This is a genomic window from Holtiella tumoricola, from assembly GCF_027857615.1.
GTDB classification, from domain to species: Bacteria; Bacillota; Clostridia; order Lachnospirales; family Cellulosilyticaceae; genus Holtiella; species Holtiella tumoricola.
On record NZ_JAQIFT010000068.1, the window covers coordinates 167,010 to 189,254 of the forward strand.

24 protein-coding genes are annotated in these 22,245 nt (G+C 35.0%); all 24 read right to left on the reverse strand.

The features are described 5' to 3' along the window. Positions 1-6 precede the first annotated feature (6 nt). On the reverse strand, positions 7-804 hold the full coding sequence (locus PBV87_RS20130; protein ID WP_271013495.1) for a hypothetical protein: 798 nt from the start codon (positions 802-804) through the stop codon (positions 7-9). Then, a complete protein-coding gene (locus tag PBV87_RS20135) occupies positions 791-1,351 on the reverse strand; it encodes a PilW family protein (protein WP_271013496.1) in 561 nt (186 codons plus the stop codon). The genes PBV87_RS20130 and PBV87_RS20135 overlap by 14 nt, the downstream gene beginning before the upstream one ends. A gap of 3 nt (positions 1,352-1,354) precedes the next feature. Then, entirely contained in the window at positions 1,355-1,921 is a 567-nt protein-coding gene (locus PBV87_RS20140) for a hypothetical protein (RefSeq protein WP_271013497.1), read from the reverse strand. Then, on the reverse strand, positions 1,905-2,453 hold the full coding sequence (locus PBV87_RS20145; protein ID WP_271013498.1) for a hypothetical protein: 549 nt from the start codon (positions 2,451-2,453) through the stop codon (positions 1,905-1,907). The genes PBV87_RS20140 and PBV87_RS20145 overlap by 17 nt, the downstream gene beginning before the upstream one ends. Then, a complete protein-coding gene (locus tag PBV87_RS20150) occupies positions 2,450-3,340 on the reverse strand; it encodes a hypothetical protein (protein WP_271013499.1) in 891 nt (296 codons plus the stop codon). The genes PBV87_RS20145 and PBV87_RS20150 overlap by 4 nt, the downstream gene beginning before the upstream one ends. A 101-nt stretch (positions 3,341-3,441) precedes the next feature. Further along, positions 3,442-3,975, reverse strand: a complete 534-nt coding sequence (locus PBV87_RS20155; protein ID WP_271013500.1) for a PulJ/GspJ family protein — start codon at positions 3,973-3,975, stop codon at positions 3,442-3,444. Then, positions 3,966-4,745, reverse strand: coding sequence for a prepilin peptidase (locus tag PBV87_RS20160; RefSeq protein ID WP_271013501.1), 780 nt, complete (start codon positions 4,743-4,745; stop codon positions 3,966-3,968). Before PBV87_RS20160 ends, PBV87_RS20155 begins: the two co-directional genes overlap by 10 nt. 153 nt (positions 4,746-4,898) lie before the next feature. Further along, entirely contained in the window at positions 4,899-5,363 is a 465-nt protein-coding gene (locus tag PBV87_RS20165; RefSeq protein WP_271013502.1) for a type II secretion system protein, read from the reverse strand. 103 nt (positions 5,364-5,466) lie between these two features. Continuing rightward, positions 5,467-6,528: a type IV pilus twitching motility protein PilT gene (locus PBV87_RS20170; RefSeq protein ID WP_271013503.1), complete on the reverse strand. Its 1,062-nt coding sequence runs from the start codon at positions 6,526-6,528 to the stop codon at positions 5,467-5,469. Positions 6,529-6,538: 10 nt separating this feature from the next. After that, complete coding sequence (locus tag PBV87_RS20175) at positions 6,539-8,230, reverse strand: GspE/PulE family protein (RefSeq protein ID WP_271013504.1); 1,692 nt, start codon at positions 8,228-8,230, stop codon at positions 6,539-6,541. 20 nt (positions 8,231-8,250) lie between these two features. Next, a complete protein-coding gene (locus tag PBV87_RS20180; protein WP_330680499.1) occupies positions 8,251-8,829 on the reverse strand; it encodes a prepilin-type N-terminal cleavage/methylation domain-containing protein in 579 nt (192 codons plus the stop codon). Then, on the reverse strand, positions 8,830-10,002 hold the full coding sequence (locus PBV87_RS20185; RefSeq protein WP_271013505.1) for a hypothetical protein: 1,173 nt from the start codon (positions 10,000-10,002) through the stop codon (positions 8,830-8,832). It abuts the gene before it with no gap. Positions 10,003-10,016: 14 nt separating this feature from the next. Continuing rightward, the gene (locus tag PBV87_RS20190) at positions 10,017-10,349 is read right to left on the reverse strand and encodes a type IV pilus modification PilV family protein (protein WP_271013589.1); all 333 of its coding nucleotides are present in this window, start codon (positions 10,347-10,349) and stop codon (positions 10,017-10,019) included. 15 nt (positions 10,350-10,364) lie between these two features. Next, complete coding sequence (pilO, locus tag PBV87_RS20195) at positions 10,365-11,063, reverse strand: type 4a pilus biogenesis protein PilO (protein WP_271013506.1); 699 nt, start codon at positions 11,061-11,063, stop codon at positions 10,365-10,367. A gap of 1 nt (position 11,064) precedes the next feature. Further along, on the reverse strand, positions 11,065-11,631 hold the full coding sequence (locus PBV87_RS20200; RefSeq protein ID WP_271013507.1) for a PilN domain-containing protein: 567 nt from the start codon (positions 11,629-11,631) through the stop codon (positions 11,065-11,067). 10 nt (positions 11,632-11,641) lie between these two features. After that, the gene (gene pilM / locus PBV87_RS20205) at positions 11,642-12,646 is read right to left on the reverse strand and encodes a pilus assembly protein PilM (protein WP_271013508.1); all 1,005 of its coding nucleotides are present in this window, start codon (positions 12,644-12,646) and stop codon (positions 11,642-11,644) included. 26 nt (positions 12,647-12,672) lie between these two features. Then, on the reverse strand, positions 12,673-13,866 hold the full coding sequence (locus PBV87_RS20210) for a type II secretion system F family protein (protein ID WP_271013509.1): 1,194 nt from the start codon (positions 13,864-13,866) through the stop codon (positions 12,673-12,675). 182 nt (positions 13,867-14,048) lie between these two features. After that, positions 14,049-16,058 carry a methyl-accepting chemotaxis protein gene (locus PBV87_RS20215; protein ID WP_271013510.1) on the reverse strand — a complete coding sequence of 670 codons (2,010 nt, stop codon included), beginning with the start codon at positions 16,056-16,058 and terminating at the stop codon, positions 14,049-14,051. A 355-nt stretch (positions 16,059-16,413) separates the two neighbouring features. Next, the gene (locus PBV87_RS20220; RefSeq protein ID WP_271013511.1) at positions 16,414-17,475 is read right to left on the reverse strand and encodes a collagen-like domain-containing protein; all 1,062 of its coding nucleotides are present in this window, start codon (positions 17,473-17,475) and stop codon (positions 16,414-16,416) included. A 309-nt stretch (positions 17,476-17,784) separates the two neighbouring features. After that, a complete protein-coding gene (locus PBV87_RS20225) occupies positions 17,785-18,786 on the reverse strand; it encodes a GGGtGRT protein (RefSeq protein WP_271013512.1) in 1,002 nt (333 codons plus the stop codon). 17 nt (positions 18,787-18,803) lie between these two features. Beyond that, entirely contained in the window at positions 18,804-19,496 is a 693-nt protein-coding gene (locus PBV87_RS20230) for an iron-sulfur cluster assembly scaffold protein (protein WP_053985453.1), read from the reverse strand. A gap of 94 nt (positions 19,497-19,590) precedes the next feature. Next, on the reverse strand, positions 19,591-20,430 hold the full coding sequence (locus PBV87_RS20235; protein ID WP_271013513.1) for a metal ABC transporter permease: 840 nt from the start codon (positions 20,428-20,430) through the stop codon (positions 19,591-19,593). Next, complete coding sequence (locus PBV87_RS20240; RefSeq protein WP_271013514.1) at positions 20,414-21,163, reverse strand: metal ABC transporter ATP-binding protein; 750 nt, start codon at positions 21,161-21,163, stop codon at positions 20,414-20,416. Before PBV87_RS20240 ends, PBV87_RS20235 begins: the two co-directional genes overlap by 17 nt. Then, positions 21,156-22,226, reverse strand: coding sequence for a metal ABC transporter substrate-binding protein (locus tag PBV87_RS20245; protein ID WP_271013515.1), 1,071 nt, complete (start codon positions 22,224-22,226; stop codon positions 21,156-21,158). The genes PBV87_RS20240 and PBV87_RS20245 overlap by 8 nt, the downstream gene beginning before the upstream one ends. Between the last annotated feature and the right edge of the window lie 19 nt (positions 22,227-22,245).

Consider the following 22,245-nt stretch of genomic DNA (forward strand, 5'->3'; position numbering starts at 1 on the left):
AATTTTTTAATTTACAACAGACATCATTTGATAATCCTCTAATTGCAATGCATACGCTAGCTCATCTTGTGAATTTCCCTCTCCTAAATGATTTTCTACTAACTTTAATCTTACATAAACCTGTTGTTTACTTAGGACCCCCTTTGCTTCATGTACTAATTGCGTTGTTACACCTATTTCATAAATTGGTCGACTTATCATTTCCGTTTTTAATGCCTCTATCCTTGTTATTTGTGCTTGGATAGAATCACCCTTTTGTAGGGATTCTTCTATTTTTTTAATATGTTTTTTCACTTCGTCATAACGCACTAACTGATCTTTTGAAGGGTTAGTGGCAAAGTGTACATTACCTGTATATTTTTTACACTTAACCTTCATAAGCGCCTCTGTTTGCATATAAGGCATACGCACTTCCAGACTTTCTTCTACCAAATGAGTACTATATAAATAACCATCACCTGAGTCTTTGTGAAAGAAGGTTTGTGTTGTTAAAAGATAAGCTTGTGCAGCACTTAATATTTGAAAAGCTTCCTTATTAGCAGCTACATCTTCAGAATATAAATTGTGATATTGATTATACAATGCCCCTTGTAGTTGCTCGAACATGCGACTGACCTCCATTTGTTCTTGCATGGCCTTATTTTCAGTCATCAGCTTAACAGATGAAGTTTCTTTCCAAATAGCATGATACGCAGAGGTAAAGATTTGACATTTAAGTAAGCCTGCAATAATCAAGAGACTTAGAGACATCATAAGTAATGTGATACTTAATACATAGCCCTTTTCTGATTTATTGGTAGGCAATGAAATACTCCTCATGTGCTTTATCCCTTTCATTATTTTTATAAGATACAATACCAACAAGCCAATGTGCTTCTTCTATATAGGTTACCCCCAGTTCACTTCCCACATTTAATCCTGCCTTTTGCTTAGGCGTTTTTAATACAATACTTCCATCATCTATTGCCCCACTTACTCCACTCCAATCAAACCTTTCCTCTGTTGAACACTTGGTAGCACCTTCTAACTCAATTCCTTCTACTGTATGTTCACTTTGTGCAAATGGAATCCATACAAAACTATAGGTATAGTCATTCATTGTCTCTGTCCTTTGACTTAAGTATGCTGTCAATGTTGCTTGTGTAATCTCTTTCCCTTTATTTCTCTCATTCCATACATACTGTATCATCTCTTGGCCATATTTAATGGCTTCTTGTTGCCTCGTTTCACGTATTTGTATCTTTTTTGTACATATGAAAGTCCCCATTAAGATTTCTATCACAATCATCCCTATCATAAAACTGACAAGTACTTCTACAAAACTAAAGCCCTCGTTCCCCTTTTTCTTCAATTGCTATACTTCCTCCTTACACCTTGTTACCACTTCTAGCATTATCTGTATGTCCACTTGACCATTTTCTCCTGTACGCCATTCAAGTTTAGAAATCCTCGTACCTCCCCAAGACCTTATCACATCATAGATCATGTGTTTTGCTGTTGCACTACTGGTTGTATAGGTAAGATTATAGGTTGAATAATAAAAAGGTATCATTTGATCTGTTTTATTAAAGCTAACTTGCAAATTAGAAATAGGGTACGGTTCTATCTTATTTTTCAACTGTTCTAACCCACCATAATCGCCTTCATAATAAGGAAAGAGTTGTTCAAATGCCTTTATTTGCTCTTCTAGATTATCTTTCTGTTCCTGCCACTGGACTTGACCTGCTTGATAGGCTTCTAAGCCTTGCTTTTCCATCAGCAATTGACCTTTTGTATCAGTAAGTTGTTTTCTTTCTCTTAAATAACTAGGAAAAGTAAAACTTCCATAGATACTCATCATAACTACTAATAAAATGAGTAATACTTGTAAAGTAGATAGTCTTCTCATTTCATCTTTTATTCCTTTAAATAGCTGAATCATCTTCATTTTCTCCCTCTAATGATAATCTTAATGAGAAACACCATATTTTATCTTTAGGCTCAATTTGTAATACAATTTGATTTTCTCCATACTTTTGCTTGAGTAACTTTTCATATTCAATAAGTACTTTAAGCTCTGAATGGTTACCTATCACATGCCAAACCTTGGTTTCACTCTCAAATGCGATTTCCACTATATTTGAAAAACTAAGTGGAGGCATTAATAAATCACCTAGAATACCTTTAAATATTTCTTTCTCACGTTGCATGTAACTATACTGTTCATCTAATACGTTGACTTGTTTTGCTATTTGTTCCGTTTCAAACTGCAACTTGTCTCTTTCTTCCATCAATCTAAAAACTTCTGCTTTTTGAATACGCTCAATATCTTGTTCTAAAGCTAGAATTTCAAGAGGCATTAAACATGTTGCACTAATGCCTATAAATCCCATTAAAGTACAACATGCCAGACTATATCCTAGCCATTGCTTATACCTTTGATTCTTTTGATATACTGGAGGAATTAGATTCATCTCTTACACCTCCTCATTTGATGCATATACTGGAACAAACTGATTATACCGCTATAATTTGTTTCATTACTTGGATCCATTTCAAGACTTACAATCTCTATTTCTAGATATTCTTTTAGCTCTTGTTCCAATGCTTCATTTGTCCCTACTAACCCCAATAAATAAAGTTGCTCTACCTGTAATTGGTTATGATTCACGCCATAGAAATTCACTAACTTATTGAGTTCAAAGCCTAACTCTTGGTCAGGATGTTTAGGTATAACTTGTACAAATGTACAGACATTGTCTTGATAAAAACCTACATACCAACTCAGCTTCTTTTCTAAAACCATCATATAATGGTTAGGATGTCCTTTTAATAGTGTATAGGTTGGTAAAGTATCCATAATTGTTGTGACACACTTAGGTGTACAATGTAAATGCTCTAGTAACTGATAAGGCGCCAATACCTTCTCCTTTTTACATGCCATAATACAATATGGTACACTTTCTTTTGGTTCTAATCTTTTATCTTTCTTCTTATTTCTTATTAATTGGATTCCTGTAAAAGTATAAGTACTCCTGTCTTCGTGTGCCCATCCTTCTACTTGTGTTGGTAAATACGTTTCCATATGTTTTTCCATAAAAATAGGCATTTGTATTTCTCTCCTCCATACTTCTCTAGGATGAATACATATGCCTGTCTCATTAGGTCTCGCTTTTGTCTGTTTCATAAATGCTCTTAGCTTGCTCTCTAAGAATGTTCCGTCATCATTCTGTCTCTCTTCTTTAGTATCTAGTAAGTGTATGCATGTACTCGCAAGAATTTTAATGTGCTTCTTGTGCCACTTGGCATATAGAATGAGAATTTGATCCTCCTCAATTTCTAGTCCTAAATACTTAAACACTTTATTCTCCCTTCTCATACGTTCTTATTCAATGTTCTCTTTTATATCCTTCTTCAACGCTCTAATTATTCCTTATACTTTCACTTGATTATTAAGTATACTTACTTATAAACCAAACTAAGAAGTATCTCCTCCGTCAAAGAAGTCCCTACCTTTCCAACTAAAGTACAGGTTATAAAAAGCCATTGTTCCCGCTGTACAATAGTTATATTCTGAATATTCTCTGTTAGAGTTTGCCCACCATACGTCATTTTAAACAGCTGTTTATTATTTTTTTGATATTTTAGCCATTTTATTTCATGCCGCTCTAATTTTTCCTCAAAAATCATAGACTTTAAGACTTTCTCTTCATCAATTATATAGTTTCTTTCTGTAGAAAAAATTATCCTATCCTCTTGATCATATACTGTTAACTTCTTAGCTTGATCAAACTGCTCTTCTACAAAAAGTCTAATACGATTCATCTCACGTCTTAAGTTATTTTCCTCTTGAATCTTCTGATTCATCATTATGCCTCTACCCGTTAAATCTAAAATACAACAAAAAAAGAGGCTACTGACTGCAAGTGCCAGTATAACCTCTATTAATGTCATTCCCTTGTTGCCTCGTATTCCTTGGCTCTTCTTTACATCCATAATCCTAAATACCATTCGATCAACTGCTCTCCATAAAATAAACTAACCAGTGCACCAATACTTAAAAAGGGCCCAAAGGGAAATTCTAGACTTTCCTTATGCTTCATATAAAGTATCATTCCATAAATAGATCCTACTATAGAACCAATCAGCAAGGTTAAAAAGACTAAGGAGGGTGATGTGAATAAACCGATCATTCCTAGATACCTTACATCCCCATAACCCATACCTTCCTTTTTCATAGCCCATATAGCTATGTAGAAAACTAGAGCTACAATACCATATCCCAATGCACCACCTGCCAAACTCTTAATAAAAATAGAGGCATCATGATGCAGGAAGCTTAATGCACCTTTCCCAAGTATTGCCATAATACTACCACAAATAATCACCCCCGTTGGCAAAATCATATGACGCCAGTCAATCAAAGTTAGAACAATGACCACCGATATAAAAATACAAGCTAACACAGCTTCAATGGTAAAGCCAAAATGATAAAAACTATAAACCCAACCCACCCCATTGAGCAATTCAATACAAGCATATAGAGGACTAATCTTTTCTCCACAATAACGACACTTACCTTTAAGGCATAAGTAACTTAATACTGGCACTAAATCTAATGCACCTAATCGATACTGGCAATGCTGGCAATGGGATGGTGGATAGTTAATACTTTCGCCTAATGGTATACGGTAGATACAAACGTTTAGAAAACTACCAATGATTAATCCAAAACAAAAAACGAATATCCAATATACAACTTCCACAAGCTCTCCTCCTCATCTAATCTCTTCTATACAAAAGGGCTTCAAAACGCATCTCCCATACGCCTTGAAGCCCTCTATTCACTTTAGCTATTTGTAATACTCAAATTGCATCCAAACTTCCATCTATGTAATATCATTCTTTGAGTTTTTTCACTATTGTGGTGTATAAATCCCAACCGTTTTGCCTGATGTAGTAGGTGGTACATAACTTGATCCAGATGCTGGTTTCTCATCATAAACTACAGAATCTAATTTTCCACTAGTAATCACTACGGTAATCTTTGCACCATTCTCATATCCTTCTCCAGCTATTTTGGAAAGCTCCGCTGCAAACTCAGTATTGGTACTAGCATTATCTGAAAATGTTGCTTTCTTAGTTGCTACTATTCCTGTATATGTCCCATCTGATTTCCCATCCCATTTAGGCTCAAATAATACTGCCTCTATACCTCTTCCTAATCCTGATGCCACTGCATTTTTATTGGATTCGTGTGCCTTATCTACAAATCCTAATAATGCTGGTACCATCATTGCAGCAAGTACTCCAATGATTGCTATAACAACAATCATTTCAACTAAGGTAAAACCCTTTTTGTTCTTCTTCAAACTTTTCTTCATTTGAATCTCCCCCTTTAATTTGATGTTATAAAACAAAATGTTTTATTTATACTTATCATACAACTTTTGGTTGAATATTTCAACTATTTTTTTAATTTTGTTTTTACAAATATCTTTTTAAATCCTCAAGATTAATACAGCTATTTATTGCCTCTTGTAATGCAATAATACCTTGCTTAACTAATAGTGCCAAATGAGCATCTAGTGTTTGCATTCCTAGCTTAGCATTAGTCTGAATAGCAGAGTTAATCTGATGTACCTTCTCATCTCGAATCATATTACGTATGGCATCATTGACTACCATGATTTCCATTGCCAAAGCACGTCCTTTAGCGTCTGCACGCAATACTAAGTTCTGTGTAATAACACCTTCTAGTACATTGGATAACTGAATACGTATCTGGCGTTGCTGCTCTGGTGGAAATACATCGATCATACGATCTACTGTACTAGCTGCCCCTTTCGTATGAAGGGTAGAAAAAACTAAATGTCCCGTCTCTGCTGCTGTAATAGCCGCCTGAATCGTTTCAAGATCACGCATCTCTCCTACTAAAATAACATCGGGATCTTCACGCATAGCAGAACGAAGTGCTCTTGAGAAACTACTTGTATCATCTCCCACTTCTCTTTGATTAATAATACAATTTCCATGTTTATAAAGATACTCAATAGGGTCTTCTATTGTAATCACATGTGCACGCCTTGTTTTATTGACAAAATCAATCATAGAAGCAAGTGTTGTAGACTTACCACTTCCAGTTGGACCTGTTACTAAAACAAGCCCTCTAGGTTTAGCTGCTAATTCTTTTAGAACAAGTGGCAACCCTAGTTCATCCATAGTCGGTATACGATTGACAAGTAGCCTTATAGCTAAGCAGTAACTATTCCTTTGTTTAAACGCATTTACACGAAACCGTCCAATGCCCTCTAAAATAAAAGAAAAATCTACATCTCCTTCCTTTTCTAAAGTCTTTGCTCGCTCCTCATTTACAATAGAGTACACTAAACTTTTAGCTATCTCTTGATTTACTTTAGGGTAATCACCTAATGTCAATACACTTCCATTAACGCGAATCATAGGTGGTACACCTACTGTTAAATGTAAGTCTGAAGCCCCTTTCATTGCAGCCTCTCTCAATATATCTTCAACTGTATAACTTAGCATTGTCTTCCCCCTAATCAATACTATATGTAATCTTCACATACTCTTCTGGTGTCGTAATCCCTTCTAAAACTAACTGTCTCATATTATCTTGAAGAAGCATTGTATCATGTGCTTGTGCATATTCACGTATCTCTTCTGCTTTAGCCCCTCTATTAATCATTTGTTTAATCTCTGAGTTTACAACAATAATCTCATGCACTGCTGTCCTTCCTTTATAACCGGTAAAATTACAATACTGACATCCTTCACCCCGATAAAAGGTAACAGGTTCTCCTAGCTTCAGAAGATCCATTTCCTCCTGTGTACTTTCATGTGGCTTCTTGCAATATGGGCATACTTTTCTCGCTAGACGCTGTGCAATAACCCCTACTAATGCTGAGGATACCATATAAGGTTCAATTCCCATATCTACGAGACGTACAATAGTACTTGCAGCATCATTGGTATGCAGTGTACTAAACACTAAATGCCCAGTAATTGCTGCACGAATCGCAATGGATGCTGTTTCAGCATCACGTATTTCTCCTAGCATAATCACATCTGGATCTTGGCGCAAAATGGATCTTAATCCACTTGCAAAGGTTAAACCTGCCTTGTTATTAATCTGTACTTGATTAATTCCTTCAAGCTTCTTTTCCACTGGATCTTCAAGGGTAATAATATTATCTGTAGTTTTATTACGCTCACTTAATACGGCATATAAAGTTGTAGACTTACCACTTCCCGTTGGCCCTGTTACCAGAATAATTCCATTAGGACTTTTAACAATTTTATCAAACAAACTTTTATTATGCGCTGTAAGACCAAGTTCTTTAACTGTTGCAACTGCATTATCTTGAGTATTTAAAATTCTTATAACTACTTTTTCACCATAGGTTGTGGGCAATACTGAAACACGCACATCTATTTGATAGCCATTATGTATTAATTCAAAACGTCCATCTTGTGGAGCCCTTTTCTCAGCAATGTTCATATTGGACATAATTTTAAGCCTTGTCACAATCGCATCATGAGCTGCACGATTGATCTTCATCTGTTCTTGCAACTCCCCATCTATACGCATACGTACTCTAGTCATTTCACTCCCTGCTTCTATATGTATATCACTTGCCCCTAGCTTAACCCCTTGCTCGACTATAGAATTAACCATTTTAACAACTGGCGCATTTTCAATAACCCCATTACTATCTACAGCAGCACCTACATTAATAATTTCTCTCGTATTAAACTCCTGTTGCAACTGCTTAGCTGCTACAAAGGCTTGTCTCCCGCTATAGCAACGTTCTATAACATTATTAATGTCTTCCTTTGTACAAATAACCGCATTGATTTCTAATCGTGTCGCTAAACGTATTTCTTCTATGGCATAGAGATTGAGAGGATCATTCATACCTATTGTTAATATATTTCCATTTTTTCCAATAGGTATAGCAAGATATTTTCTTGCTATTTTCTCATCCAGTATATTCACGACCTCATTTTGAATGGGATAACTCTTTAAACTAATGAAAGGTACTCTTAGACGCTTAGAAAGAGATTGTGTTAATTGTTCTTCTGTAATATAGTTAAGATTTACTAAAAGGTCACCTATACGCTTATCTGGATAAGTCGTCTTCTGTATACGCAAGACATTTTGCAACTGTTCTTCTGTAATCAAACCTTCTTCTACAAGAATATCTCCTATTTTTAAGTTTTTTCTCATTTTTTCTCCTTATACTTACCCTATGGCATAATATAATTAATTATATTTCCTTCTGTTCCATCAATTCTATCCCCTGTCCTAATTGCAGTATTAATATTTTCAAGCTTAATTTTATTAGGTCCAAGGACATGTATTTTTTCACCCTCTTTTTTCATTACTACTTCTACGCTTATCGTATTCACATCTACTTTTCTGTATTTTGTTTCGAGGGTCATTCTTCCCATATAATTCTTGTTAAAAATGACTTCTGCACTTCCTACTGCAGACTGATAATACTTAAGTTCCTCCCCTTCTACTATTAAAGTTAGTGCATCTTTATTTGTCGTCGCATCTCCTAATGTTGATTCTAACTTAGGAATCCGTATATCACCTATCAAGATTACATTCGCATACTTGACCTTATTCTCTATGTATTGAAATATATTGTTTGCAATCATTTTAGCATTTGCAGATTGCTCTGTTTTCGCTAGTATTTGGCTACTACTGTGGATTGTCCCAAAAACAGGCCCTATTATAATCCCTATAATCACTATCACAATAAGTACTTCTATTAATGTCATGCCTTTTCTATTTATTATTATTCTCTCCCTCCAGACTATTTAGTCCATATATTGCAAAACTTCAAATTTCTTAAATCCTCCATTTACTACATTCTCACTCGGTTCACAATCAAATATAAGTTTATGATTATTCTTAAGATGAATTTTATTAGCCGTAATGCCCCCCTTGAAAATAGTCTGATTCGGATTACCATTCCACTGCAGTATCACATTTCCTTTAGGATTATAAATCTCTAAATTTTTGGTTACACCCGAAATATTTTGTATAGTTATTGTAATATTGTCTTGATCTGTAAAAATTTTATTTGGCAAGCTACTACTGCTATCATAAATTGTGTCTGTAGTTACTTTTACTATTTCAGCTGTATCACCCCCATACGTTGTTACCCATGAAGGTGCTTCTATTCCATCAACCTGATCTATCGCTTCCGTTACCCAACCTGGCATATTTTGTTGCTTTTTAATAGTGTTAGGATCACTCATTCCACTGCTTCCTACTACTTTATAGTCATAAGCATCTAATGAAAACTTAATCGTTTTTATTTGACTATATCCTTGCATATGACAGTTATCAATTGTTATATCACCTTCAGAATAAACCTCTTCTACATTAAACTTACATCTAATTCCCTCAACTAAAATACCTCCTAATGAAGCTATTTTATTCATATCAATATCTTGACCCGTTGCAGTATCTTTAATTATAAGCTTATCTTTTGCAAAGATATTACCTTTTGTAAAGCCTGTAAAGCTTCCAACTGTTTCCACATAATTTCCACTAATCCCACTGACACCACCAGATCTAACCCCCTGAATAATTACTGATTGACTGTCTTCTATCATTTTATTTGAATCATCCAGTTTGACATATGCCGTTATCTTAAATTGATCATTCCCTATTCCTTGGAGTGTTAACTGATTTTCCCATTTCCTATCACTATTATCCTTTAGTTGAAATTTATCGCTTGTTATAAGTGTAAATGTATCATCAGGTAATAATTCTTTTGCATGTTTCGGTTCATTCTCAAAATAATATACCAGTATCTCTAGTGCAGATTTTGCCATGTTACTTGCTTGTTTCTTATCTACATATCTTATAGCATCTTTGTGAGTAGCTGTTGTAATCGTCAATAATCCTGTTCCTAATAAGAGGACTACTGCAAATACAATAATTACAACAAATAAAATATTTCCTTGTTGACTCCTTTTCAAGCTATCCCCTCTTTCTATGGTCTAGACTCTACTTTAGTTGTTTTAAAGTTTTGATATAAATCCGGTACCGTATCTGTCTCTACATTAATTTTTTCATTATAACCTTCAACACTTATTACCTTACCATTGCTAAAAGCAATCAAAAAAGAGGGCACTGATGACGTTGCTGTGTTTCCTTCTAATAAGTCATTTGATATGTTAGTACTATTTTGTACAATATCTAAACTTCTACGGTTCATCAATAAATTAATTTGTAATAAACTTCCAAAAGCTATCAGTACCAACATAAATATCCCCATACTCACTAAAACTTCTACTAATGTGAAGCCTTTTTGGTCTTTATCCATTATTTTCACCTAACTTTAAAATTGATAATTTAACACCCCATCATCTTCTTTATGAATACTATACAATACCATACTCAAGGTCACATCTCGTTCTTCATCTTTATCAAAATTCTGTAAATCCAATCCTTGTAATACTACATGCTTATCCATACTAGCCATATTGGTAGCAAACTGTATCAACTGACTTTTTGTCCCTTTAACATTAAGTTGAATAGGCATTTGTACGACTGCATCTTTCCCGTCTCCATTCATCCCTTGATCCTGTTCTATACTTGGGTCTTCTGTAGTTGTTGAATTTACCATGTTGTGATAAAAATCGCCTATAGGATAAGATTGATTACTATTTTCTATACTATACGAGCTAACAGCACTGATGTTTTTCCCTCCTATCGCCAGAGATTGTACTTGCAAATTAGCTTGTTGGGCAACTTTTACCGCCCATTTATGCAGATACTCTGTCTCTACAACTGTAAAAAATGGCTTCGTTGCAATCATTGTTTCTTCAAGTACCTTTTCTACTTCTTCATCAATGGTATTCAGCTTACTTAGACGTATTTGTACCTCATGCTGATTTTGTTCTGCTTGTTCTAACTGAACTTTCAAATCACTATTCTTCTCAAACATTGGAAGTAGAACAAACCTTAAGCAAACAACACATACTGTTACCAATGCTAATACAAACAAAAGATTTTTCTCTTTATTGGATAACTGCATCTTACTCACCTCCTGGATTTAAAGTGATTTGGATAGAGGTTGTATACTTACTTTCATTTTTTTGATAACCACTATAATTAACGCTAAAAACAGATTTCAAACTTCTCAGGTTATGTACATACGTTGCTAACGTACTTTCTTGATCACTTGCACATTGTAACAGAATATTTCCTCCACTTATTGAAAAACTGGTAATGCTTGTCCCATTCGGTAATAGAGATGTCAGATTTGTAATCAACTCTCGATCTGGTTTGATAATTGTTGCAAGTTTTTGATTAGCAGTTTCTATTGCATTAAAGTATTCAACTGCATTATTCAAAATGGCTTCTTTAGCAGCTACATCTGCACTTTGTCTTGCTACATCTTCCGAATGAATATAGGTATTAATATGATCTATATTGCTTTGTAAGTCTCCATTTACTACTTGCATAATAGATGCAGTAACAATTGTCCCAATTACAATACTCGACACCGTTAAAATTTGCCCTATAGCCTTTTTTGAAATATTTTTAGCTCTTTTCTTTTCTTCCATATACCGTTCAAAAAAGTTAATATCTTTAATAAGCATGCTTTCCCCCCTAATCCAGTCTTATTAATGCCCCAACTGCATTGAGATACTGTGGTAATCTATCCATCTTACAAACTCGTGGATCCGCAATATCATCAATTTTTTCTACTGGTATATCCATATAAGACTGAATATATTCTGTAATACCTTTCATATTTGCCATGGCCCCACTTAAATAAATATTACTTACTTGACTTACTTGCCCTTTAGTCCCCATACTCATATGAAACTGCATAACTCTTTGAAGCTGGTCTACAATGTTGGATAAATATAAAGTAATTGTATTCTCTAATACTGGATCTTCACTTAATGTCTTTGGTGATAAATCTAGTAATGAAAAATCGTGATTGAGCGCCCTTAATTTTCCTAATGATACAAGTGTCCGTTCATATTGTTCTGTATTAATCAACATACGCCTTGCAAAAACTCTTGTACGATCTCTGAACAAATAGGTGTTCATATAACTATTACCTATGTCTGCAACAATAATATTTTTATAATCAATTTCATTACATGTTAAAACAAATTTATAGACTGCATTCTGATGAATATCTAATGCTTTGGGCCTTAGTTTTAATGCTTTAGCAATATGAAAATATTGTTTAATGGTTTCTTTAGAAAGCGCTACTGTTTCTATACTAAAGGTTCCTTCTTCTGTGCGCTCGACGTCTGTATAATCTACAATATGTGGTTCTGAAAAATTCATTAGCGATTCCATTTCATTTTGCAAAATAGGGATAGTCTCTGTTTTCTTCACATTAGGTATAATAAATTTACGACTCATCATATTCCCTGGATTAACTGTAAACACAACATTCTTACTACTTAATTTATTCTTTTGCAACGTATTACGTAATTTCGTAATTATTTCATTTACATTTACAATTTCACCATCTACTACAGCTCCTTCAGGTGTTAAAGTCGTAACTGTTCGCCCAATTTTAAAACGCTTTGCATGGTACTCACCTTCTACAATATGAATATTTCGGCTTCCTATATCTATTGCTAATAACATGCCTTCCCCCTCTTTCTACCTTTCTCTTAACCAATATTCCCCATCATTTCATACATCGGTGGTAAAATAGCACCTACAATGAATGCAACCATTATTCCTAAAATAATAATCATAGCTGGTTCTAATAATGACACCATTTTCTGTACTGCAGCATCTGCTTCTTCATGATAAAAAGCTGCTGTTTTATCAAGTATTTCTTCTAAACGTCCCGATTCTTCTCCTATCAGAATCATATTTGAGAGCATTGGTGGAAAAATACCAATTTGCCTCATAGCTTCTGACAAAGCAATTCCTTTACTTACATCTTCCTTTGCTTTGATAAATCCTTCATCTATATATGTATTATGAATAACGCTCTGAGTAATCTCTAAAACATTTATTAAAGACATCCCTGATGCATAAAGGGTTGCTGTTGTCTCGGCAAACCTAGCACTTAATATAATTTTGTTTAGCTTACCCACAACAGGCATCGTGATTTTAACCTTATCAAATCCCTTTTTAAATGCTACTGTTTTAAACAGTAAATATAAGCTAAAACCAATCAGTATTCCAATAAAAATGGTTGCTAACCAATACTGTTGCAATCCCTCACTCATATCAAGCAAAAGTTGCGTTACTGCTGGTAGTTCACCATAATCTGCAAACATCTCTGCAAATGTGGGTACTACAAATAATAATAAAAGTAATACTACCCCAAAAGAAACGATCCCTAAAATAATAGGATAGATCATAGCATTCTTTACCTTATTTTGAAGTTTATTTTCACTTTCATAGTGCGTTGCCATTCTTAAAAGTGTCTGATCCAACGTACCACTCTCTTCTCCACACTCAACCATACTAATAAATAGATTAGGAAAACATTTTCCTTGTGCTTTTAAGCTTCTTGACAATGCATTGCCTTTTTGAACATCTTCATATACATTTAATAAGGTATCTTTTAATTTTTTATCTTCTGCTTGCTGATATAAAATATCAATACATTTTATGAGAGAAACACCTGATGTTAACATCGTTGCAAACTGTCTACACAAAACCACTAACTGTTTCATTGGTATCTTTGAGCCTTTGACAGCCTTTTTTTCACTAAACTCCTTAAAATCTATACAATAAAGCTGTTTTTGTTTAAGTATGCTAAAAAAATCCTCTTTATGCTCCGCTTCCATTTTACCCTTTTGAACATTTCCCTCAATATCTTTCGCAATGTATGTAAAAGTTGCCAAGAATACTCCCCCATTCTCTTTCATAACCTTTATACTTATATATAAAATTTTACTAAATTAAAATTATTATATACATATATATTTTTGGCATTTCATGTTTTTTTCTGGCATTTTGCACTTACTTTGGTGTTGTAAATAATATAAAAAGGACACTTTATAATCTAAAAGTGTCCTTTTCTAATTTAGCCAATTTTAAATGTCGCAATCGTTTTTTGTAGGTTATGGACATTTCCTGTAAGTGCATCCGCACATTTATTCATTTTATCAGAATCCTCATTTTGTCTTGCGCTAGCCTCAAGTAACTCTTCTGTGATGGCTACCACTTCTTGCACTACCGTTTGAATACGTGTAACAGAAGCAACTACTTCATCTTTATCTTGGTCCATTTTGCCAATAGAACCATGCATGGATTCCATTTGACTATAAATCTCATTCATGGCTTTTATAATCTCTGTAAAAGCTAATGTAGTCTTTTGAACGATGGTCCTTTGATAATCAAATACTAATGATGCCTTTCTTGCACCCTCTACTGTCTGTTCTACTTGATTTTCAACATTGCTAATAATGGTTCGAATCTTCTTCGTTGCTTCTTTTGACTGAATAGCCAACTTTCTTACCTCATCTGCTACAACACTAAAGCCTTTGCCATAATTTCCTGCACGTGCGGCTTCAATTGCCGCATTTAAAGAAAGTAAGTTTGTTTGCTCACTTATTCCTTCAATTAGATGAATCACTTCTATAATCTGTTTTGCATCATCATCTAATTGTTCTATATCTTCTTCAATCCCTGTCGTAATCTTTCTTGATCTCTCTGTTTGTTCATTAAGTTCTTTAAGTGTTTCAGTTGTAAGATGACTAATATGAGCTGTTTGTTTTGTCACTTGCGTAATACTATCAATTTTAAGGACAACACCCTCAATAGATCCTGTCAAATTTTGCATGCGTTCCATGGAATATTGTACTTCATCGGCCTGACTATTTGCCCCTGCTGCAATGTCATGAACTGCGTGGGAAACTTTACTTGCACTTTCCTTTGTACTGCTCGCCATAGCCTTAACATCTAAGGCATTTGTATTCACTAGACCAACTACTTGCATTGTCTCTTTAATTAATCCACTAATATGTTGGATCATATTCTTAAAGGAACTTCCAAGATTTCTAATATCTTTATCACCTTCTAGTCTAACTTCAAAATTGAGTTCTCCCTTTTCTGCATGTCTCATATGTCGAACCATGTTATAAATAGGTTTAGCAATGCCACCTGATATAATTACAGCAATGATAATTGCTAAACAAACACTAATGATACATACTGCAACTATACTAAATTGAATAGTATGTGTACCCTTTAAAATACTCTCTACAGAGCTGGTTAAAATTACTTTCCACTTTCCACTATTACATGCTGTATACACTGTAAAGTTTTCGTTACCAAAGTTAGATGTATTCGGTGTATTAAATAAGTATCCTTCTGTTGTATCAAAAAGTGTTGGATACGCTTCCTCAGCCTTAATTCCTATGTTTGCTCCATTCTTGTCCACTAATACCGTATGGGCATTGTCAATAATAAAAATTTGTGTATCATCTCCCTCTTCTTGAATAACGCCTAAATGTTTTTGGAATTCAGCTGTATTAATTTTAAAAATTGCAATACCTAAACTTTTTCCTGTTGAAGGGTCAATAATATGCCTAAACGCAAATAAATCATTTTCACTTTTATATCCTTTTACCCACAATGTATTATTCTCTTCAAGTACTTCACCTAAAATACCTTCTTCTCTCAATGACTCCCAACTAAAGTCATTTAAGTTTTTAAAACTCCCATTTACAATATTTCCTCCCGATGTTGCAAAAATATTGTCTTTGATATAAGGATTACTTTGACATATTTTGACTAATGCATTTTTAATAGTTTGTGTAGTTGTGTATTCATTTTGGAAACCAGGCACTCTCCCTGCCTGCAGTACTGTTTGATCACTCATTAACGATACTAGATCCTTCTCCACTTCACCAACCATCATATCAATATTTTTCCCCATTAAAGTAACTGTCTTATTTGAATAAAACCCTACTTCATTTTGGATAGTCTCTATGGACTTCGAAAGTGCAATACTTCCAATGACCAGAATAGGTAACATACTTATAAGCAAAAATACGCTAATAAGTTTAGCCCTCATACCTATTTTCTTCATAATTCTTCCCCCTTGAATTAAGCGAAATTATCACGATATGTAAACTATATTATGATTTTATATTATACTACAATTCACATATAATTTTCTTGTTGTTTTATGCACTTTCTTGGTCATTTCAACAAAAAAAAGAGATCTACACCAGACCTCTTTGTATAATTTTTACTATTTTTACATTACTTTAAATAATAACTACTTATTACCCATATAAATCTATCTTGTACTTTCTTGTAAACTATTGCATCAATTAATTATTTAGTTATCATTTTTTTAGTATATGTGATGTTTTATACATGAATGTATACCCTAAAATAACTTATATATGGTTATTTTCTCAACACTCTAAAGGATATCTTTAAGAAACTTCCACTACAGTAAGACTGGCATTAATAACATTACAGTCATGTGAATTTGCTCTCGCTAGAAGTTGTAAGTTAGAAGTAGTTGTAATCGTTGCAATAGCCGTACCAGATACAGAAACTTCGTGTTGCCCTGTGTTAGAAACATCAGAAGCATATAAGACTTGTGTACCAATATACAAACCAGCTGATATCTCACCTATTACGGTCGCTGTAGACGTCGTATTAAATGTAACCTTAAGACAGAAATTAATAAGATAACTATGTCCACCAGCTAATGAGAGTGTTGTAAAAGGTGTTGATGGAGTATTACTTACTGTATTTGGACCACCTGTAATATCTGTTCCTTCTGCTGAATAAAGATTTGTAAATTCAACTGGGAATTGTTTAGGTGGTGCTTCAACACTAATTTCTTGATTGGTTGTATCTGGCGCTCCAACTGAACGAAATTGTTTTGTAGGAATAAGTGGTTCAGCCCCTGTAGCACCGGTCGCTCCCGTGGCTCCGGTTGCTCCCGTGGTTCCATCCTTTCCGGCCGCTCCCGTGGCTCCGGTTGCTCCTGTGGCTCCATCCTTTCCGGCTGCTCCCGTGGCTCCGGTTGCTCCATCTTTTCCGGCTACTCCCGTTGCACCTGTGGCTCCTGTGGCACCGTCTTTTCCATTCGCTCCTGCTGGTCCGGTTGGGCCCGTGGCTCCATTAGCTCCATCTTTTCCGGCTGCTCCTATTGCTCCTGTCGCTCCATCTTTTCCGGCTGCTCCTGTTGCTCCCGTGGCTCCATCTTTTCCGGCTGCTCCTGTTGCTCCCGTGGCTCCATCTTTTCCGGCTGCTCCTGTGGCTCCTGTGGCTCCATCTTTTCCGGCTGCTCCTGTTGCACCTGTCGCTCCTGTGGCACCGTCTTTTCCATTTGCTCCTGCTGGGCCTGTTGGGCCCGTGGCTCCCGTGGCTCCTGTTATGCCCCCCGGACACCTACAAGGTGATTCCCAGTAAGAATAACAGTCACAGCAACAATAAGTATTACAACATGTATCAGAAGATCTATTATACCTATTTCTTATCATTATTTACTCCCCCTTTTTTTATACTGATATATTATATGAAAAAAGTCGAAAAAGTGATTGCTTATACAAAATTATCTTAAAAAGTATACTTTATACTTTTCGTACATAAACTTATTTTTTAGTCATAACTCTATCAGTAATTAAACAAGGGAACTATTTTGTTATAAAAAATTAGCCACGTCATAAGCATTTTGCTTAAAATGACGTGGCTAACTCATTTTTGTAATAATTTATGAATTGATTACCTATTTTACATTTAGATTATCAGATAATATAATCTGTAATCATTTAAAATATTAGGTTCAGTTCTTATTTGTGCATTGCTTCTTGGATAGCAACAGCTACTGCTACTGTAGCACCTACCATTGGGTTATTACCCATACCGATAAGTCCCATCATTTCAACGTGAGCTGGTACTGATGAAGAACCTGCGAATTGTGCATCTGAATGCATTCTTCCCATTGTATCTGTCATACCGTATGAAGCTGGACCTGCACCCATGTTATCTGGGTGAAGTGTACGTCCAGTACCACCACCTGAAGCTACTGAGAAGTATTTTTTGCCTTGTTCAACACATTCTTTTTTGTATGTTCCAGCTACTGGATGTTGGAAACGTGTTGGATTTGTAGAGTTACCTGTGATAGATACGTCTACGCCTTCCATATGCATGATTGCAACACCTTCACGAACATCGTCAGCACCGTAACAACGAACTTTTGCTCTTTCGCCATTTGAGTAAGCGATTTCTTTAACGATGCTTACTTTACCTGTAGCATAGTCAAATTGTGTTTGAACGTATGTAAATCCGTTAATACGAGAGATGATTTGAGCTGCATCTTTTCCAAGACCATTTAAGATAACTCTTAAATCTTCTTTACGAACTTTGTTTGCAGATCTAGCGATACCGATAGCACCTTCAGCAGCAGCGAATGATTCGTGACCTGCTAAGAATGCGAAACATTTAGTTTCTTCTCTAAGAAGCATAGCTCCTAAGTTACCGTGTCCAAGACCTACTTTACGATCGTCAGCTACTGAGCCTGGGATACAGAAAGCTTGAAGACCTTCACCGATTGCTTCAGCTGCATCAGCTGCTAAAGTACAACCTTTTTTGATTGCGATAGCTGCACCTACTACGTAAGCCCAACATGCATTTTCAAAAGCGATTGGTTGGATTTCTTTTGTAAGGTTGTAAGCGTCTACACCTTTTTCATCACAAATAGCTTTTGCTTCATCTAAGTCTTTAATACCGTATTGATTTAATACAGCATTGATTTGGTTAATTCTTCTATCATAAGATTCAAATAATGGCATATTACTGCACCTCCTTCTTACTCGTGTCTTGGGTCGATTTGACGAGCTGCGTCATCAAATCTTCCGTATTGACCTGTAGCTTTTTGCATTGCTTCTGCTGGTTCCATACCTTTTTTGATCATATCCATCATTTTACCAAAGTGGATGAATTGGTAACCGATAATCTCGTTGTTTTCATCAACACCGATTTTTGTTACATAACCTTCAGCCATTTCAAGGTATCTTGGTCCTTTAGCTACTGTTGCGTACATTGTACCAACTTGGCTACGAAGTCCTTTTCCTAAGTCTTCAAGACCAGCACCGATTGGAAGACCACCTTCTGAGAAAGCAGTTTGAGTTCTTCCGTATACGATTTGAAGGAATAATTCTCTCATTGCTGTATTGATTGCATCACATACTAAGTCAGTATTTAATGCTTCTAAGATAGTTTTACCTGTTAAGATTTCTGCTGCCATCGCTGCAGAGTGTGTCATACCAGAACAACCGATTGTTTCTACTAATGCTTCTTCAATGATACCGTTTTTAACATTTAATGTTAATTTACAAGCACCTTGTTGTGGAGCACACCAGCCTACACCGTGTGTAAGACCGCTTATATCTGTAACTTCTTTAGACTGAACCCATCTTCCTTCTTGTGGAATTGGAGCTGGTCCGTGATTAGGTCCTTTTGCAAGAGGACACATTTGTTCTACTTCATGTGAGTACATCATCGCTATGACTCCTTTCTACTCAAACAATTTAAAGACTATCTTTAAATTAAATTTTTAACAACCATCCCTATTGTATAATTGTAGAAGAAAGATGTCAATATGTTAGTCTTTTTAGAAGAGAAGTCGCAATATAACAACAGGTCATAATTACGACAATGGTTGCACCTGCTGATGTCCCTAAGATATAAGCAAGCCATAGCCCAAGAACGCCACTAAAAAGTGCAAAAAATACAGAATAAAAATGATATTGTCGCATATTCCCTGCTATATTTCTACTAATAGCACCTGGCAAAATAAGAAAAGCATTGATCAACATTACCCCAATCCATGGAATACATAATACTACAACTACAGCCACTACACATGTAAAGACCATTTGTAAAAGTAGTGTATGAATAGATCTACTATTTGCTAATGATATATTTAAACTTGTTACTACTAAATCATTAAAAATAAAATACCATATACCAAGTACAATTAAACTTACAATCAGTAATACAGCTAAGTCTTCACCTCTAATACTTAATAAATCTCCTATCAAGTATCTGGTATATTGATTAAAGTTCCCATTTTTAGAAAGTAACATAGTTCCTAATGCCACTGTTCCTGCTGAGAAAATACCAATAATCGTATCGGTGGTCTCTTGATGCTTATAGCTAAAGTAGGCAATCAAGAGACCTAATATGATTGCAAAAATCAGCATGGAAGCCGTCGGACTTAAAAAACCTAAAATAACACCAATCCCAATACCTGTAAGAGCACTATGACCTATTGCATCAGAGAAAAAGGCCATTTTCTGACTTACAACCATTGTACTAAGTAGACCTAACATAGGGGCTGCAATGAGTACGCCTATAAAAGCATTTTTCATAAAAGCCATCTGTAAAAAATCAAAAGGGAATAAAAAATCTACTATACTATAAAGTACTTCCATTTAATCCACCCCCTACTTGAAATTGTTTTTGTCTAACCGCTTCTTGCCTTACTGTAAGAGGGTCTCCCATTGCTAATATCTTTTTATTAAGTAAGATAGCATTGTCACAAATAAGTTCTAGCTGCCCAATTTCATGGGTAATAAGTACAATTGCCATATGATACTTATGTTTAAGTTCTTGCACAGTTTCATAAAATAATTTCTGTCCATTAACATCTACACCAGATATAGGTTCATCTAGTAAAAGTAAATCTGGTTTAGGTTGCAAAGCTAATGCTAAGAGTACGCGTTGAAGTTCCCCCCCAGATAACATACCAATCTTACGATCAATGGCATAATCTAACTTCACTTCTGCAAGTGCTTTTTCTACTTCTTTACGCAAAGAGGTCCTCATTCTCGTCCAAATTGGACGTTTTTGCATACAAGCTGAAAAGAGATCAAACGTTGTTATAGGCGTTGTCTTATCAAAGTTCAAATGTTGAGGAACATATCCAATAATAGGATTATGCATTCTTTTTTCATACTCATGCATATGATGTTTAATTTCACCTGTATAAGGCATCTCACCTAACAAGGTTCTAAATAATGTTGTCTTCCCCGCCCCATTAGGACCAACAATTGCTGTAATTTCATTACAATGAAAATGTACATTAATGTCTTGTAATAAACTATTACCTTCTTTACTTACTGATACACCTTTCATTTCTGTACAACAAAATTTACACTCACTCATTTTTAAACGCCTCTCTAATTGTTTCAATATTTCTTCTCATTCGTTCTACATATTCAAAGGTCCCTTGTTGTACTATCTCATCTGGTTCTGTAACTAATGCATCTAACACATAAACCCTACATGAGAGTTCACTCTGAATCGTTTTTAGAATCGCTAAATCTTGATTTCTTGCTTCTGTAAAAATAACCTCTACCTCTTCTTCTTTCATGTGGTTGATTAGCTTTTCAATTTGTCTCGCAGAAGCATTCTCATAACTGCCTTCTGGTATATTCTCGACTACTTCTATATCAAGGTCCTTCGCTAAGTAATAAAATGCATCGTGTACAGTTACTGCTTTTTTATCTTTTAGCATTTCCATTTCATGATTAGCAACCTGACTAAGTGCCTGAATTTCTGCAATATAGTTGTTTGCATTGTTTCTATAAATTTCATTATAAGCTGGATCTAGTTCACAAAGTCTATTAGTGATCTCCTGAACCTGAGCAATAGTCCCTTCTAAACTTAACCAAATATGATCATTCTCATGGTGATGTCCATCCTCTGCTTCGCCTGTTTCATGAGTATGCCCAATTTCCTCATCATGTAAAACATCTTCTTCATGTATAGCATTTTCATCTTCATGATCGTGGTCTTCATCCTCATGAATATGATTTTCTGCTTCATCTATATTTTCTTCATCTTCATGCAAATATTCTTCTACTAGACGACTAGAATCTATAACTTGTAAGTTTGGATTTTGCTTATAAGCTTTTTCAATAAATGTTTCACTCCCTAATCCATTAATTACAAGAATATCTGCTTCATATAACTTCTTAGTATCTTGAACAGTTAACTGATAATCATGTAAACACCCTACTGTCTGATCTGCCATATTAATCACTTTATGAGGTGTTCCTTGCATAATCGCACTTGTATGTACATACATAGGATAAAAAGAGGTCACAACTTCTAACTGTTCTTTTTCTGCCTGCTCCATTAACATACTACGTTCATTATGTTTATATAAAATAAATCCTATATAAGCAACTACTAACACTAAAATAAGCCATGTTTTCTTCTTCATTTTATCACTTCTTTCTAAT